This window comes from Variovorax sp. V15 (assembly GCF_041154425.1).
GTDB lineage: Bacteria > Pseudomonadota > Gammaproteobacteria > Burkholderiales > Burkholderiaceae_C > Variovorax > Variovorax guangxiensis.
Genome location: NZ_AP028659.1, coordinates 6,430,735 through 6,443,856, shown reverse-complemented (window position 1 = coordinate 6,443,856; position 13,122 = coordinate 6,430,735). Strand labels below are relative to the sequence as shown.

Below are 13,122 nucleotides of genomic sequence, written 5' to 3'. Positions count from 1 at the left end.
GAAAGCCGAAACTTGCGACCTATTTATTACCCCGGACAGCCGGGAGATTGTGGTTTTCGCTCCACAAAGTCAGGTTCCATAGGGTTTTTGATATTGCGTTCAATTTTGTAAAGAAATGTGTCCCGGTAGGAGATGGCTGACAAGCCGTGGGGCGGGAGCATCAATGTGCCTGCCGGAGGCAACAAACTACTTCGAAACGGCGTCGCGGCCGTACATAACTCGGAGGCAGGCGCGGAAGTACGTTTTTCTGATTAATCCTGAAATCGGGCGCCCTGCGCCGGGGCTTCGGGCACCAAGTACGTGCAATGCCGTTCCATCGGGGTCGGAATGATTTCAGGCTAATTGGGCGCGTATTTCGTGCAGGTTCCGATTTGCCCAGAGACAGGCAAGACTTTCGTATTGCCCTGCAATTTCAGGAATTCCGGGTGACGGAGAATGTTTCATATTTCGATCATTGAAACCGGCCCGGATTGCCGCAAAGATCGGAATAAATCAGAAAAAAGAGTTCATGAGCGGCCGGGCAGGGCCGCACAAAGGTGCGAATCAGGGAGAAATATTGTGCCGAGCGTCGGCGAATTGAATGCGAATGTTTCTGTGCCGCCGGTGCGGCGGGCAGGCCCGTTGCAGGCCCGCGCTCATTCTTCGCGGTCGTCGCCCGGGTGGCCGAGCTGCTTCTTGGCGGAGCGCACGCCCCGCACCACCAGATAGAGAGCGCCGCCGGCAACCACCACGAAGCCAGCCACCGCGAGGCCGCCCATGCCGAAGGCCCACCACCAGAACAGGCCGCTGATGGGCAGCAGCACCAGCGCCACCAGCAGCTCGATGAAGATCAAACGCATCCGTCTCCCCTTGTTCTCGGACATGCAGGCAGCCTTGGTGGTGTGTAATAAATCGCTACGTGCATTTTGAGTGGCGAGAGGATAGCCCAAGAAGAAAAGCGGGGGTACAGGGTTTGCGGCCCCCGCAACCCCACCCCCGTCTCTTCTTCAGTCTGCGGGCCGAACCTGTGCGCGGCCTGACTCTGGCCGGCGGACCGGCTCGGTACTCAGTACAGCCCGAGCTTGCGCGTGCGCAGCCGCGCCAGGCCCAGCAGCGCATCGGTGAAGGGCGTGGCCACCGCCGTCAGTTCGCCCAGTTCGCGCACCACCGTGACCAGCGCGTCCAGTTCCACCGAGCGCCCGGCCTCCACGTCCTGCAGCATGGAAGTCTTGAACGCGCCCAGCTTCTTCGTGATCTCGTGCCGGTCTTCGGGGCTCTGCGTGATCTCGATCCCGATGCGCCGGCCGATTTCCTTGGCTTCCAGCATCACCGCCGAGATGAAGCCGCGCACGTAGTCGTCGCCCATGATCAGGTCGGTGGTGCAGCCGGTGAGCGCGCTGATCGGGTTCACCGTCATGTTGCCCCACAGCTTGAACCACACGTCCTTCTGGATCTGCGGCGACAGCGTGGTGTCGATGCCGGTGCTCTTCAGCAGCGCCAGCAGTTTCTGCACGCGCGGCGTGGCCTCGCCCGAAGGCTCGCCGATGATCAGCCCGTTGCCGAAGTGGTGCCGCACCACGCCCGGCCCGTCGAGCGAGCAGCTCGCATGCACCACGCAGCCGATCACGTTGCGCGACGGGATCGCGCGCGCGATGGCCCCGTCGGGGTCCACGGCGGCGAGCCGGTGGCCGGTGATCTCGCCGCCGAAGCCGCCTTCCAGGAACCACCACGGCACGCCGTTCATCGCCACCAGCACGACGGTGTCGGCGCCGATCAGCGGTCCGATGCGCTCGGCCACGCCGGCCAGCGCGGGCGCCTTCACGGCGATGACCACCAGGTCCTGCACGCCGAGCGCCTCGGGGTCGGCCACCGCGTTGACCGGCACGCGCGTGCGCACCTCCCCACCCGCGCTGCCGCGCATCAGCGAGAGGCCGTCGCGCTGCAGTGCTTCCAGGGTGGCGCCGCGCGCCACCACGTTCAGCCGTTCGCCCGCCTGCGCGAGGCCGACGCCGATCCATCCGCCGATCGCGCCGGCGCCGTAGATGCAGATCTTCATGAGCTAAGCCGTTCCGGTTCAGTTGCGGTAGGAGGGATCGATGCGGTCCACCTGCCGCACCAGCGCGTTGAACACGTCCTGCCCCGCGCCGTGCTCGGGGCTGAACTGCAGCGCGTCGCGCGTGCAGCGCCGGGCGATCTCTTCGCTCACCGGAATGGCCTGGCCCATGGAGAAGGTGGCCATCTGGATCTCGCAGGCGCGCTGCAGCGTCCACAAAATCGCGAAGGTCTGCGGCAGCGTCTGTCCCCAGGCCAGCAGGCCGTGGTTGCGCAGGATCACCGCGTTGCGCTCGCCGATGCTCTTGAGCAGGCGCGGGCCCTCGTCGGCATGGATCGTGATGCCCTCGAAGTCGTGGTACGCCACCATGTCGTGCAACTGCGCCGTATAGAAATTGGTCTGCTGCAGGCCGCCCTGCAGGCAGGCCACGGCCACGCCGGCCGTGGTGTGCGTGTGCATCACGCAGTGCGCGCCCTCCAGCCCGTCGTGGATCGCGGCATGCACCGTGAAGCCGGCCGGGTTCACCGGGTACGACGAACCGTCGAGCACCTTGCCCTGCAGGTCGATCTTCACCAGGTTGCTGGCCGTGACCTCGCTGTAGTGCAGGCCGAAGGGGTTGATGAGGAACTGCTTCTCGCCGCCCGTCACGCTGTCGGGCAGCCGCACCGTGATGTGGTTGTAGATCATCTCCGTCCAGCCCAGCATCGCGAACACGCGATAGCAGGCCGCGAGCTCCTCGCGTGCGGCGCGCTCGTCGGGGTGGATCGAGGGATGGACCAGCGCAGACGTGGAAGACGGCGCGGTGGTGGCGATTGCGTTCATGGCAGTTCCTTCTATCTAGATGGCTTGCCCACCGCGCCGGCCGGCGCCCTTCGCGGGAAACACCGCGGAACCGGCTTTGCCGGGCCGCCGGTGTTGCCCCTTCAGGGGGATTCGGCTACACGAAGCGGGCAAGAAACGGGGTGGTCCTATCCCTCCGCCGTGAAGCCGACTTCCTTGACGATCGGCGCCCACTTGGCGGTGTCCTTCTTCAGCAGTTCCGTCAGCTCGGCCGGCGTGGAAGACATCGCTTCCAGGCCGAAGGTGCCGAGGCCGTCGATCACGTCCTTCTGCGCGAGCGCGTTCTTCATCGCGGTGTTCAGCTTCGCCACCAGCTCGGGCGAGGCCTTGGCCGGCAGGAAGAAGGCGAACCACTCGCTGTGCGCCATGTCCTTCAGGCCCTGTTCGCCGAAGGTGGGCACTTCGGGCGCGAAGCGGCTGCGCTTGGCGCCCGACACGCCCAGGATGCGCACCTTGCCCGTGGGCAGGTGCTGCGTGATGTCGCCGATGGGGCCCGAGACGGCCGAGATGTTGCCGCCCAGCAGGTCGAGCATGGCCGGCTGCGTGCCGCGGTAGGCCGCGTGCTTGAGCTCGACGCCGCCTTTCTTGCCCAGCAGCGCGCCGATGAAGTGGGGCGTGGAGCCGGCGGCCGGCGAGCCGTAGTTGGCGCCCGCCGGGTTGGCCTTGGCCCAGGCCAGGAACTCGGGCACGCTCTTCACGCTGGCCGGCACCGCCGGGCCCACCGCGAAGCCGAAGTCGAAGATGCAGGCCAGGCTCACCGGCGTGATGTCGACCATCGGGTCGTACGGCAGCTTCTTGTAGATGTGGGGGTAGATCGTGAGGATCGAGGTCGGCGTCTGCAGGATGGTGCTGCCGTCGGCCGGCTTGCCCTTCACGTAGCCCACGGCGATCTGGCCGCCGGCGCCGGTGCGGTTCTCCACCACCACTGTCTTCGCGTAGTCGCCGCCGAGCTTGGTCGCCAGGCGCCGGCAGGTGGTGTCGGAAGTGCCGCCGGCCGCGAAGCCGGTGACGATGGTGGCGGTCTCGATGTTCGTCGTCGCCTGCGCGAAGACGTTCTGGCCGATGCTTGCCAGCAAGGCGGATGCGCTGGTGGTCTGCAGGATCTGGCGGCGCGTGAAGCTCATGGTGTCTCTCTCCGGACGGTGGTTGTGGAGGGTTCGATCAAGACTCGTCGCGCAGCCAGGTGACCGCGCCCGAGTGGGTCACGGCGCCCTGGTGGGCAGGGCGCACGGTGAGCGCATATTTTTCCAGCAGGCCGCCGCGCGCGACCCCCGCGTTTACCTCACGTCCGGCAAGCCGCGACGCGATTTCCCCGGCCGTCAGGTCGACCGTGATGGAGCGCGCTTGCGCCCGCGCGTCGATGGACACCATGTCGCCGTCGCGCAGCGCCGCGATCGGGCCGCCGTCCGCCGCCTCGGGACCCGCGTAGCCGATGCACAAGCCGCGCGTGGCGCCCGAGAAGCGCCCGTCGGTCAGCAGCGCCACCTTGTCGCCCATGCCCTGGCCGTAGAGCAGGGCGGTGATGCCCAGCATCTCGCGCATGCCGGGGCTGCCCTTGGGTCCCTCGTTGCGGATCACGATCACGTCGCCTGCCTCGTAGCGGCGGTTCTGCACGGCGGTCTGCGCTTCTTCCTCGGAGTTGAAGACGCGCGCCGGGCCGCGATGCACCAGCGTCTTCAGCCCCGCGGTCTTCAGCAGCGCGCCGTCGGGGCACAGGTTGCCCTTGAGCACCGCCAGCCCGCCGTCGCGCGTGATCGGGTTGCCGGCTTCGCGCACCACGCGGCCGTCGGGTGCGAGCGCGCCGGCCAGCTCCTCGGCCATCGTGCGGCCGGTGAAGGTGAGGGCGTCGCCGTGCAGGAAGCCCTGCTCCAGCAGCGTGCGCAGGATCACGCCCGCACCGCCGATGTAGAACACGTCGCGCGCCAGGTACTTGCCGCCCGGGCGCAGGTCGGCGATGAGCGGCGTGCGCGCGAAGATCTCGGCCACGTCGTCGAGATGGAACCTGATGCCCGCCTCGTGCGCGATGGCCGGCAGGTGCAGCGCGGCATTCGTCGATCCGCCCGTGGCCGAGACCACGGCGCAGGCGTTCTCCAGCGCCTTGCGCGTGACGATGTCGCGCGGCAGCGGCCCGTCGCCCATGACCGCCTTCATGAGCTGCTTCGCGGCGCGGCGCATCAGCGGCGCCCGCTCGCTGAACACGGCCGGCACCATGCTGGAGCCGATGGGCGCGAGGCCCAGCGCTTCCGAAACCATGCCCATGGTGTTGGCGGTGAACTGCCCCGCGCAGGCGCCGGCCGTCGGCAGGCAGGCGCGGCTCATCGCGTCGAGCTCGTCGTGCGTGGCGGTGCCGGCCAGCACCTTGCCGATGGTCTCGTAGGTGTCGACCACGTTCAGGTCCTGCCCGTCGGGCCCCGGCATCTGGCCCGGCAGCGCCGAGCCGCCGTGCACGAACACGCTGGGCACGTTGCAGCGGACCATGCCCATCATCAGCCCCGGCAGGTTCTTGTCGCAGGCGCCGATGGCGAAGATGCCGTCCCACTGGTGGCCGCGCGTGGAGGCTTCCACGCTGTCGGCGATGAGCTCGCGCGAGATCAGCGAGAAGCGCATGCCCGAGTGCGCCATCGTCAGCCCGTCGCTGATCGACACTACCGGGCACTCGTGGGGCGTGCCGCCGCCGGCGTAGATGCCGGTCTTGGCGTGCTGCGCCTGCTCGCGCAGGTTGAGGTTGCACGGGCTCATCTCGCCGCCCGTGTGGAACACGCCGACGTGCGGTCGCGCGATGTCCTCGTCGTCCTGGCCCAGCGCGTGCAGGAAGCTGCGCGTGGTCGCGCGGATCGTGCCCTCGCGGATGGTGGCGGAGCGGAAGCGCTTGCTGTTCGGGTCGGTCGGCGTGGTCATCGGCTGGCGTGGGGCTGGCTGGGTTTCAGGAGGAGGTCAGAACATGCCGTTCTTGTTCGCGGCGGTCTCTGGCACCGGCTGCACCACGTCCCAGTGCTCGACGATCTTCCCGTTCTCGAGCTTGAAGATGTCGACGATGGCGCTGCCGCGCGTGCCCGGCTCGCGAATCGCGTTGACGTGCAGGATCACGTAGTCGCCGTCGACGAAGCTGCGCTTGATCTCGCTGCGCGAATTCGGGAACTTCTCGCGCAGGAAGGCGATGAACTTGCGGAAGCCCTCGGGGCCGTCGGCCGCCGTCGGGTTGTGCTGCACGTAGCGGTTGCCCACGTACTGCAGCGCCGCGTCGGCGTCCTTCTGGTTCAGGCCCTTCTCGTAGAAGGCGAGCACCGCACGGCGGTTGGCCTCCTGCTGGGCGGTGGCGTCCTGCCTGCCGGAGCCCATGGGCGCGCAGGCGGCGAGGAACAGGGTGGCTGCCGCGGCCAGGGCCGCGAGGGTGGTGCGTTGCATGGCGAGTGCTCCCGGGTGAAGAAGATCAATAACCGTTGGGTGTGGCCGCGCCCGGCGCTGCCTTGTACTTCGCCAGCAGCTGCTTCGCTGCCGCCGCCAGCACGACCGTGTCCACGCCCACTGCCACGAACAGTGCGCCGGCCGCGAGCCACTTGCGCGCCTGTTCCTCGGTGGTCGAGAGGATGCCCGGCGCCTTGCCGGCCTTGCGGATGCGCTCGATGGCGTCGGCGATCACCGCCTGCACCTCGGGATGGTTGGGCTGGCCCACGAAGCCCATCGAGGCCGACAGATCGGCCGGGCCGATGAACACGCCGTCCACGCCGGGCGTGGCTGCGATGGCGTCGAGGTTCTTCATCGCCTCCACCGTCTCGGCCTGCACCAGCAGGCAGGTCTGCGCGTTGGCTTCGTGCAGGTAGTTGGGGTAGGCCTGCCAGCGCGAGGCACGCGCCAGCGCGCTGCCCATGCCGCGGATGCCTTCGGGCGGATAGCGCATGCCCTGCACCAGCCGCGCGGCCTGCTCGGCGGTATCGACCATCGGCACCAGCAGCGTCTGCGCGCCGATGTCGAGGTACTGCTTGATCAGCGTGGTGTCGCCCACCGGGATGCGCACGATGGGGTGCGAACGGTCGGCCTCGGCCTGCGCCGACCATGCGCTGGAAATGCCCTGCAGTTGCGCGAGCACCGAGCGCACGTCGTTGGGCGCGTGCTCGCCGTCGACCAGCAGCCAGTCGTAGCCGGTGCCGGCCAGGATCTCGGCCGCGTAGCCGTCGGCCAGCCCGACCCACAGGCCGATCTGGGGCTTGCCGGCCGCGAGGGCCTGCTTGAAGGTGTTGATGGGTGTGTGCATGGCGGTTTTCTTTCAGGCAAGGCGAAACGAGATGGAGCCTAGCGGGCCGTAGTCGGCGTGGAAGGTGTCGCCGGGCACGGCCGTCGTGGGCCGCGTGAACGAGCCGCCCAGCACCACCTCGCCGGCCTCCAGGCACTCGTCCCACGGCGCGAGCTTGTTCGCGAGCCAGGCCACGCCGGTGGCCGGGTGGTTGAGCACGGCGGCGGCCACGCCCGATTCCTCGATCACGCCGTTCTTGAACAGCAGCGCGCTCACCCAGCGCAGGTCCACCGCGTCGGGCTTCACGGGGCGCCCGCCCATGACGATGCCGGCGTTGGCCGCGTTGTCGGAGATGGTGTCGAACACCTTGCGCGGCGCTTTGGTGTGGCGGTCGAACTGCTCGATGCGCGCGTCGATGATCTCGATGGCGGGCACCACGTAGTCGGTGGCGGCGAGCACGTCGAACATGGTCACGTTCGGGCCCTGCAGCTTCCTGCCGAGGATGAAGGCCAGCTCGACCTCGATGCGCGGCGCGATGAAGCGGTTGAAGGGGATGTCGCCGCCCTGCTCGAAGAACATGTCGTCCAGCAGCGTGCCGTAGTCGGGCTCGTCGATCTGGCTGGACTGCTGCATGGCGCGCGAGGTGAGGCCGATCTTGTGGCCCTTGACGGTGCGGCCCTCGGCGATCTTGGTCTTGACCCACTCGCGCGAGATGGCGTAGCCGTCCTCGACGGTCATCTCGGGAAAGCGCTTGGAGAAGTGCTCGACCTGCACGCGCGACTTCTCGCTTTCGTGCAGCTCGGCGGCCAGTTGGGCGATGGTGGCTTGGGAGAGCATGTGGGTCCGTTTTTCTCTTGTCGTCGTTCAGCTCTTGTTGAACAGCGGATGCAGGTTGCTGTGCTTGCCGTCGTACACCTGCCCCGGGCTTTCGTCGATCTGCAGGGTGATGCCGATGTGGCGCTTGTCGAAGATCGGCGCGAAGTGCGCGCGCACGGCCGCCAGCAGGTCGTCGCCGGCCCTCTTCTTCACGGCCTCCGAGCGCCCCGCGGCCATGCGCAGGTTGAGGTACACGAAGGCGTAGTCGGCCTCGCCGTCGGCCACCGCGTAGTGCGCGGCGGGGTAGGCCAGCACGCGCGTGCCGCCGGTGGGGTACACCGGCTTGTCCGCTTCGTCGCGCTGCGCGAGCATGGTGTCGGCCAGCGAGCGGCACAGGGCCTGCATGTCGGTCTCGGCCTCGATGTTCGGCGTGTAGAGGATCACCAGGTGGGGCATCGTCTTTGCTCTTTCATTCGACGGACATCACGGCGGCCGTGCAGGTCACCGCGAAGATCGGGATCGCCTTCATGTGGAAGATCTCGCCCTTGCCGCGCGCGGCCGCTGCCACGCTGATGAAGGTGCGGATCTCGAAGCCGCCCTGGCCCGCCTCGCGGTAGGTGGCCTCGTCGCCGTAGTCGTCCTGCGAGAGCAGGGCGTCGCGGTCGTTGGCGCACCAGCGGCGCATGAACTCGGCGTCCCACTCGGCGTTGACCTTGCCCGAATCGGGCGTGGCCGGCCAGTGCGAGATGCCGCCCGTGCCCACCAGCGCGATGCGCTCGGGCACCTTGTCGCAGGCGCGGCGCAAGGCCTCGCCGAAGGCCCAGGCGCGGTGCAGCGGTGTGAGCGGCGGGCCTTGGCAGTTGATGTTCACGGGGATGACCTTGGTGTCGAACTTCGGCGTGAGGAAGTTCAGCGGCACCATGATGCCGTGGTCGAACTTCCATTCCTCCGCGTAGGCCACGTCCACCGTCTGCATCACTTCGCGGATCAGCCGCTGCGAGAGCGCGGCGTCGCCGGGAATGCGGTGCTTCTCGATGCCCAGCCACTTCGGGTCTTCGATCGGGCCTTCGTAGCTGTCGGCCATGCCGATCGCATAGGCCGGCATGTTGTTCATGAAGAAGTTCGCGAAGTGCTCGGCGGCGATCACGATCACCGCGTCGGGCTTGGTCGCGCGCATCGCCTCGCCGAAACGATGGAACTGCGCGTGGAACTCGTCCTTCACGGCCGGGTCGGCCAGGTGCGCGCGGCCGGTGATGCCGGGGGCGTGGCTGCACACGCCTGCGAATACGAGACTCATACGCCCGCCACCTTTTCGTCTGTGCCTGTCGTCATTGCGTAGATGCCGGCGCGCACGGGACCGTACTTGCGCACGCCCTCGCGCATGGCTTCGAGGTAGTCGGCCCACGGAATGCCCAGCAGCGGCGCGAAGTGCATCAGCAGCTGCCCGTTGCAGCCGAGCACGTAGAGCTTGCCGATGTCGCCGGCGTCGATGGCCTCGCGTTCCTCCTCGGTGAAGTCGTAGGCGCCCAGCAGCGCCGCGCGCGTCTCGCCGCCTTCAGCATAGCGGCGCTGCACCTCGGGCTCGCGGTTGAGCGCGAAGAGGAATTTCTGCATCGCATAGAGGCTCATGGTTCAGCCCTCGATCTGGATGTTGGCCTTGCGGATCACCTCGGCGTACTTCGCGATCTCGCTCTGGATGAAGGCCGCGAAGCGCTCGGGCGTGCCCGACAGCGACGCGATGCCTCCCTTCTGGAAGGCCTCGGTCACCGCGGGGCTCGCGAGCGCGCGGTTCACCTCGGCGTTCATGCGCTGCACGATGGCGTCGGGCGTACCGGCGGGCGCCAGCAGGCCGTTCCACGAATTGGACTCGATGGGCACGCCCTGTTCGGCCAGTGTGGGTATGGCGCTCGCGTACTGCGAGCGCTGCGCGGTCGCCATGCCCAGCGCCACGAGCTTGCCGCTCTGGATGTGGCCGCGGAACTCGGGCCAGTTGCCGAACATCATCGTCACCTGCCCGCCGAGCAGGTCGGTGAGCGCGGGGCCCTGGCCCTTGTAGGGCACGTGCACGATGTCCAGCCCCATCTGCAGCCTGAGCATCTCGCCCGAGAGATGGGCCGAGGTGCCGTTGCCGAAGGATGCGAAGCTCAGCGTGCCCGGCTTGGCCTTGGCGGCGTCGCGCAGGTCGGCCAGCGTCTTCAGGCCGCTGCCCGGATGCGTGGCGAGCACGTGCTCCGACATGCCCATGAGCGCGACCGGGCGCAGGTCCTTCTGCGTGTCGTAGGGCAGCTTGCGGATCAGCGTCTGGTTGGCCGTGAAGCTGTTGGCCACGCAGACGAAGGTGTAGCCGTCGGGCGCTGCCTTGGCAGCGGCATCGACGCCGATCACCGTGCCCGCGCCGGGCTTGTTTTCGACGATCACCGACTGGCCCAGCGTCTTCGACAGCTCCGTGCCGACGAGGCGCGCGACGAAGTCGGTGGTGCCGCCGGGCGTGAAGGGCACGATCACGCGGATCGGCCTGGCAGGCCAGGTGCCCTGCGCGCGTGCGAGCGAGGGCAGGGCCGCCAGGGCGGCGGCGCCCTGCAGCAGCGCGCGGCGTTGCATGCTCACGCCACGCCCTTGCACGACTGTCGGATCGTGGCTCACGCCACGCCCTTGCACGACTGTCGGATCGTGGCTCACGCCACGCCCCAGTGCGGAATGTGGTGCGAGCCCAGCGACACCGCCACGTTCTTCGGCTCGCAGAACACTTCGTAGCTCCAGGTGCCGCCTTCGCGGCCGGTGCCCGAGGCCTTGGTGCCGCCGAATGGCTGGCGCAGGTCGCGCACGTTCTGGCTGTTGACGAAGCACATGCCGGCCTCTACTGCGGCGGCCACGCGGTGCGCCTTGCCGATGTTCTCGGTCCACACGTAGCTGCTGAGGCCGTACTGGATGTCGTTGGCCAGTTCGATGGCGTGGGCCTCGTCCCTGAACGGAATGAGGCAGGCGACGGGGCCGAAGATCTCGTCCTGCGCGATCTTCATGCGGTTGTCCACGTCGGCGAAAACGGTGGGCGCCACGTAGTTGCCCTTCTTCACGCGCTCGGGCAGGCTCGAGGGCGCTTCCAGCCCGCCGCACAGCAGCGTCGCGCCTTCCTTCGGGCCCAGCTCGATGTAGCTGCGCACCTTGGCCAGGTGGGCCTGCGAGATCATCGGGCCGACGATGGTCTTCTCGTCCAGCGGGTCGCCCACGGTGATGCGCTTCGCGCGCTCGGCGAACTTCGCGGCGAAGTCGGCGTAGATCGACTGCTGCACCAGGATGCGCGAGCCTGCGGTGCAGCGCTCGCCGTTGTTGCTGAAGATCATGAACACGGCCGCGTCGAGCGCGCGGTCGAGGTCGGCGTCCTCGAAGATCACGAAGGGGCTCTTGCCGCCGAGCTCCATGCTGAACTTCTTGAGGCCCGCGCTCTTCACGATGCGGTTGCCGGTGGCGGTGGAGCCGGTGAACGAAATGGCGCGCACGTCGGGGTGCGCCACCAGCGGCTCGCCGGCTTCCTTGCCGTAGCCGTGCACCAGGTTCAGCACGCCCGGCGGAATGCCGGCTTCCAGCGCCAGTTCGCCCAGGCGCGCAGCCGTCAGCGGCGAGAGTTCGCTCATCTTCAGCACTGCAGTGTTGCCGAAGGCCAGGCAGGGCGCGACCTTCCAGGTGGCCGTCATGAAGGGCACGTTCCACGGGCTGATGAGCGCGCACACGCCCACCGGATGGAACAGCGTGTAGTTCAGGTGCGTGGGCGTGGGGTAGGTGTGGCCGTCGACGCGCGTGCACATCTCGGCGAAGTAGTAGAAGTTGTCGGCCGCGCGCGGCACCAATTGCTTGCCGGTCTGGGCGATGACCTGGCCGCAGTCGTTGGTCTCGGTCTGCGCGATCTCGGGCACGTTCTTCGCGATCAGGTCGCCGAGCTTGCGGATGAGCTTGGCGCGCTCGGGAGCGGGCATGCCGGCCCACCTTGGAAAGGCTTCCTTGGCGGCAGCCACGGCGGCGTTGACTTCGGCCTCGCCGCCCGAGGCGACTTCGGCCAGCACTTCCTGCGTGGCGGGGTTGACGGTCTCGAAGTAGTCCGAGCCCTTGACGGACTTGCCGCCGATGAGATGGTCGATCTGTTGCATGGAAAAAAGTCCAAAAAGGTCCGGTTCAATCAGTCCAGTTTGATGTCGCGCGCCTTGATGAGCGCGTGCCATTTCTTGCGCTCCGAGTCGGTGTAGCGCGTCATTTCGGTGGCATCGGCGGGGCGTGCCTCCCAGCCGGCGTCGTAGAGCTTCTGCTTCACGCTGGCGTCGGCCATGGCCTTCTGCAGCTCGCTGCCCAGCTTCGCCTGCACTTCCTTCGGCGTGGCCGCGGGCGTCACGAGGCCCTGCCATGTGTAGGCCTCGACGTTGGCGAAGCCGAGCTCCTTGGCCGTGGGAACGTTGGGCAGCTGCGGCACACGCTCGCCCGACATGGCCAGCAGCGGGATCACCTTGCCGGCCTTGACCGCGCTCACGCCGCTGGGCAGGTCGAGCATCATCAGCGCGACCTGGCCGCCCATCAGGTCCTGCAGCGCCGGGGCGCCGCCCTTGTAGGGCACGTGCAGCATCGACACGCCGGCTTCGCGCTGGAACAGTTCGTAGGCGAGGTGGTGCGGGCTGCCGGTGCCCGGCGTCGCGATGCTGTACTTGCCCGGCGATGCCTTCAGCGCGGCCAGCAGCGCCTTCGCGTCGGCGATGCCTGCGTTGGGCGCGGCGGTGATGATGAGCGGCGAGCGCCCCATCATGCCGACGAGGGCGAAGTCTTTCTCGGCGTCGTAGGGCAGCTTCCTGTAGAGCGCGGGGTTGTAGACCAGCACGCCGTTGTCGGCGGAGAACACGGTGTAGCCGTCGCCCGGCGAGCGGGCCACGTTCTCCGACGCGATGATCGCGCCCGCGCCGGGGCGGTTGTCCACCAGCACCGGCTGGCCCATCTGCTGCGAGACCTGCGCGCCCACGGTGCGCGCGAGGAAGTCGGTACCGCCGCCGGCCGGGTAGCCGACCACCCAGCGCACGGGCTTGGCGGGGTAGGCAGTCTGCGCGAGGGCTGCGGCCGAGACGGCCAGCGCCAGGGCGGCCGCGGTGAACTGGAGGAGCTTTCTGCCGGTGATCATGTCGTGTCGTCTCCGCTGATCTGGTTTTGGATATGGCAAGGAAAAGGTGCG

14 protein-coding genes are annotated in these 13,122 nt (G+C 68.0%); all 14 read right to left on the bottom strand.

What is annotated here, in order from left to right; translation table 11 throughout:
* Positions 1-635 precede the first annotated feature (635 nt).
* The 14 genes from ACAM57_RS30470 to ACAM57_RS30405 all read right to left on the bottom strand — a co-directional run bounded on the left by ACAM57_RS30470 (position 636) and on the right by ACAM57_RS30405 (position 13,071).
* Positions 636-839, bottom strand: coding sequence for a hypothetical protein (locus tag ACAM57_RS30470; RefSeq protein WP_026346788.1), 204 nt, complete (start codon positions 837-839; stop codon positions 636-638).
* Between the two features lie 206 nt (positions 840-1,045).
* Positions 1,046-2,035 carry a 2-dehydropantoate 2-reductase gene (locus tag ACAM57_RS30465; RefSeq protein WP_369660021.1) on the bottom strand — a complete coding sequence of 330 codons (990 nt, stop codon included), beginning with the start codon at positions 2,033-2,035 and terminating at the stop codon, positions 1,046-1,048.
* An 18-nt stretch (positions 2,036-2,053) separates the two neighbouring features.
* On the bottom strand, positions 2,054-2,854 hold the full coding sequence (locus tag ACAM57_RS30460) for a class II aldolase/adducin family protein (RefSeq protein WP_184640418.1): 801 nt from the start codon (positions 2,852-2,854) through the stop codon (positions 2,054-2,056).
* A 146-nt stretch (positions 2,855-3,000) separates the two neighbouring features.
* A complete protein-coding gene (locus tag ACAM57_RS30455; RefSeq protein WP_184640416.1) occupies positions 3,001-3,996 on the bottom strand; it encodes a Bug family tripartite tricarboxylate transporter substrate binding protein in 996 nt (331 codons plus the stop codon).
* A gap of 37 nt (positions 3,997-4,033) precedes the next feature.
* A complete protein-coding gene (gene ilvD / locus ACAM57_RS30450) occupies positions 4,034-5,770 on the bottom strand; it encodes a dihydroxy-acid dehydratase (RefSeq protein ID WP_369660020.1) in 1,737 nt (578 codons plus the stop codon).
* 36 nt (positions 5,771-5,806) lie between these two features.
* Positions 5,807-6,277, bottom strand: coding sequence for a nuclear transport factor 2 family protein (locus tag ACAM57_RS30445; protein WP_184640412.1), 471 nt, complete (start codon positions 6,275-6,277; stop codon positions 5,807-5,809).
* Between the two features lie 25 nt (positions 6,278-6,302).
* Positions 6,303-7,124: a 4-hydroxy-2-oxoheptanedioate aldolase gene (gene hpaI, locus ACAM57_RS30440; RefSeq protein ID WP_369660019.1), complete on the bottom strand. Its 822-nt coding sequence runs from the start codon at positions 7,122-7,124 to the stop codon at positions 6,303-6,305.
* Between the two features lie 12 nt (positions 7,125-7,136).
* Positions 7,137-7,940: a 2-oxo-hept-4-ene-1,7-dioate hydratase gene (hpaH, locus tag ACAM57_RS30435; RefSeq protein WP_369660018.1), complete on the bottom strand. Its 804-nt coding sequence runs from the start codon at positions 7,938-7,940 to the stop codon at positions 7,137-7,139.
* A 27-nt stretch (positions 7,941-7,967) separates the two neighbouring features.
* Positions 7,968-8,375, bottom strand: coding sequence for a 5-carboxymethyl-2-hydroxymuconate Delta-isomerase (locus ACAM57_RS30430; RefSeq protein WP_369660017.1), 408 nt, complete (start codon positions 8,373-8,375; stop codon positions 7,968-7,970).
* A gap of 13 nt (positions 8,376-8,388) precedes the next feature.
* Positions 8,389-9,216, bottom strand: a complete 828-nt coding sequence (locus ACAM57_RS30425) for an extradiol ring-cleavage dioxygenase (RefSeq protein WP_369660016.1) — start codon at positions 9,214-9,216, stop codon at positions 8,389-8,391.
* On the bottom strand, positions 9,213-9,548 hold the full coding sequence (locus ACAM57_RS30420) for an aromatic ring-opening dioxygenase subunit LigA (protein WP_184640402.1): 336 nt from the start codon (positions 9,546-9,548) through the stop codon (positions 9,213-9,215). Before ACAM57_RS30420 ends, ACAM57_RS30425 begins: the two co-directional genes overlap by 4 nt.
* 3 nt (positions 9,549-9,551) lie before the next feature.
* Positions 9,552-10,520 carry a tripartite tricarboxylate transporter substrate binding protein gene (locus ACAM57_RS30415; RefSeq protein WP_369662498.1) on the bottom strand — a complete coding sequence of 323 codons (969 nt, stop codon included), beginning with the start codon at positions 10,518-10,520 and terminating at the stop codon, positions 9,552-9,554.
* Between the two features lie 74 nt (positions 10,521-10,594).
* Positions 10,595-12,061, bottom strand: a complete 1,467-nt coding sequence (gene hpaE, locus ACAM57_RS30410; RefSeq protein WP_369660015.1) for a 5-carboxymethyl-2-hydroxymuconate semialdehyde dehydrogenase — start codon at positions 12,059-12,061, stop codon at positions 10,595-10,597.
* 29 nt (positions 12,062-12,090) lie between these two features.
* Complete coding sequence (locus ACAM57_RS30405; protein ID WP_184640398.1) at positions 12,091-13,071, bottom strand: tripartite tricarboxylate transporter substrate binding protein; 981 nt, start codon at positions 13,069-13,071, stop codon at positions 12,091-12,093.
* Between the last annotated feature and the right edge of the window lie 51 nt (positions 13,072-13,122).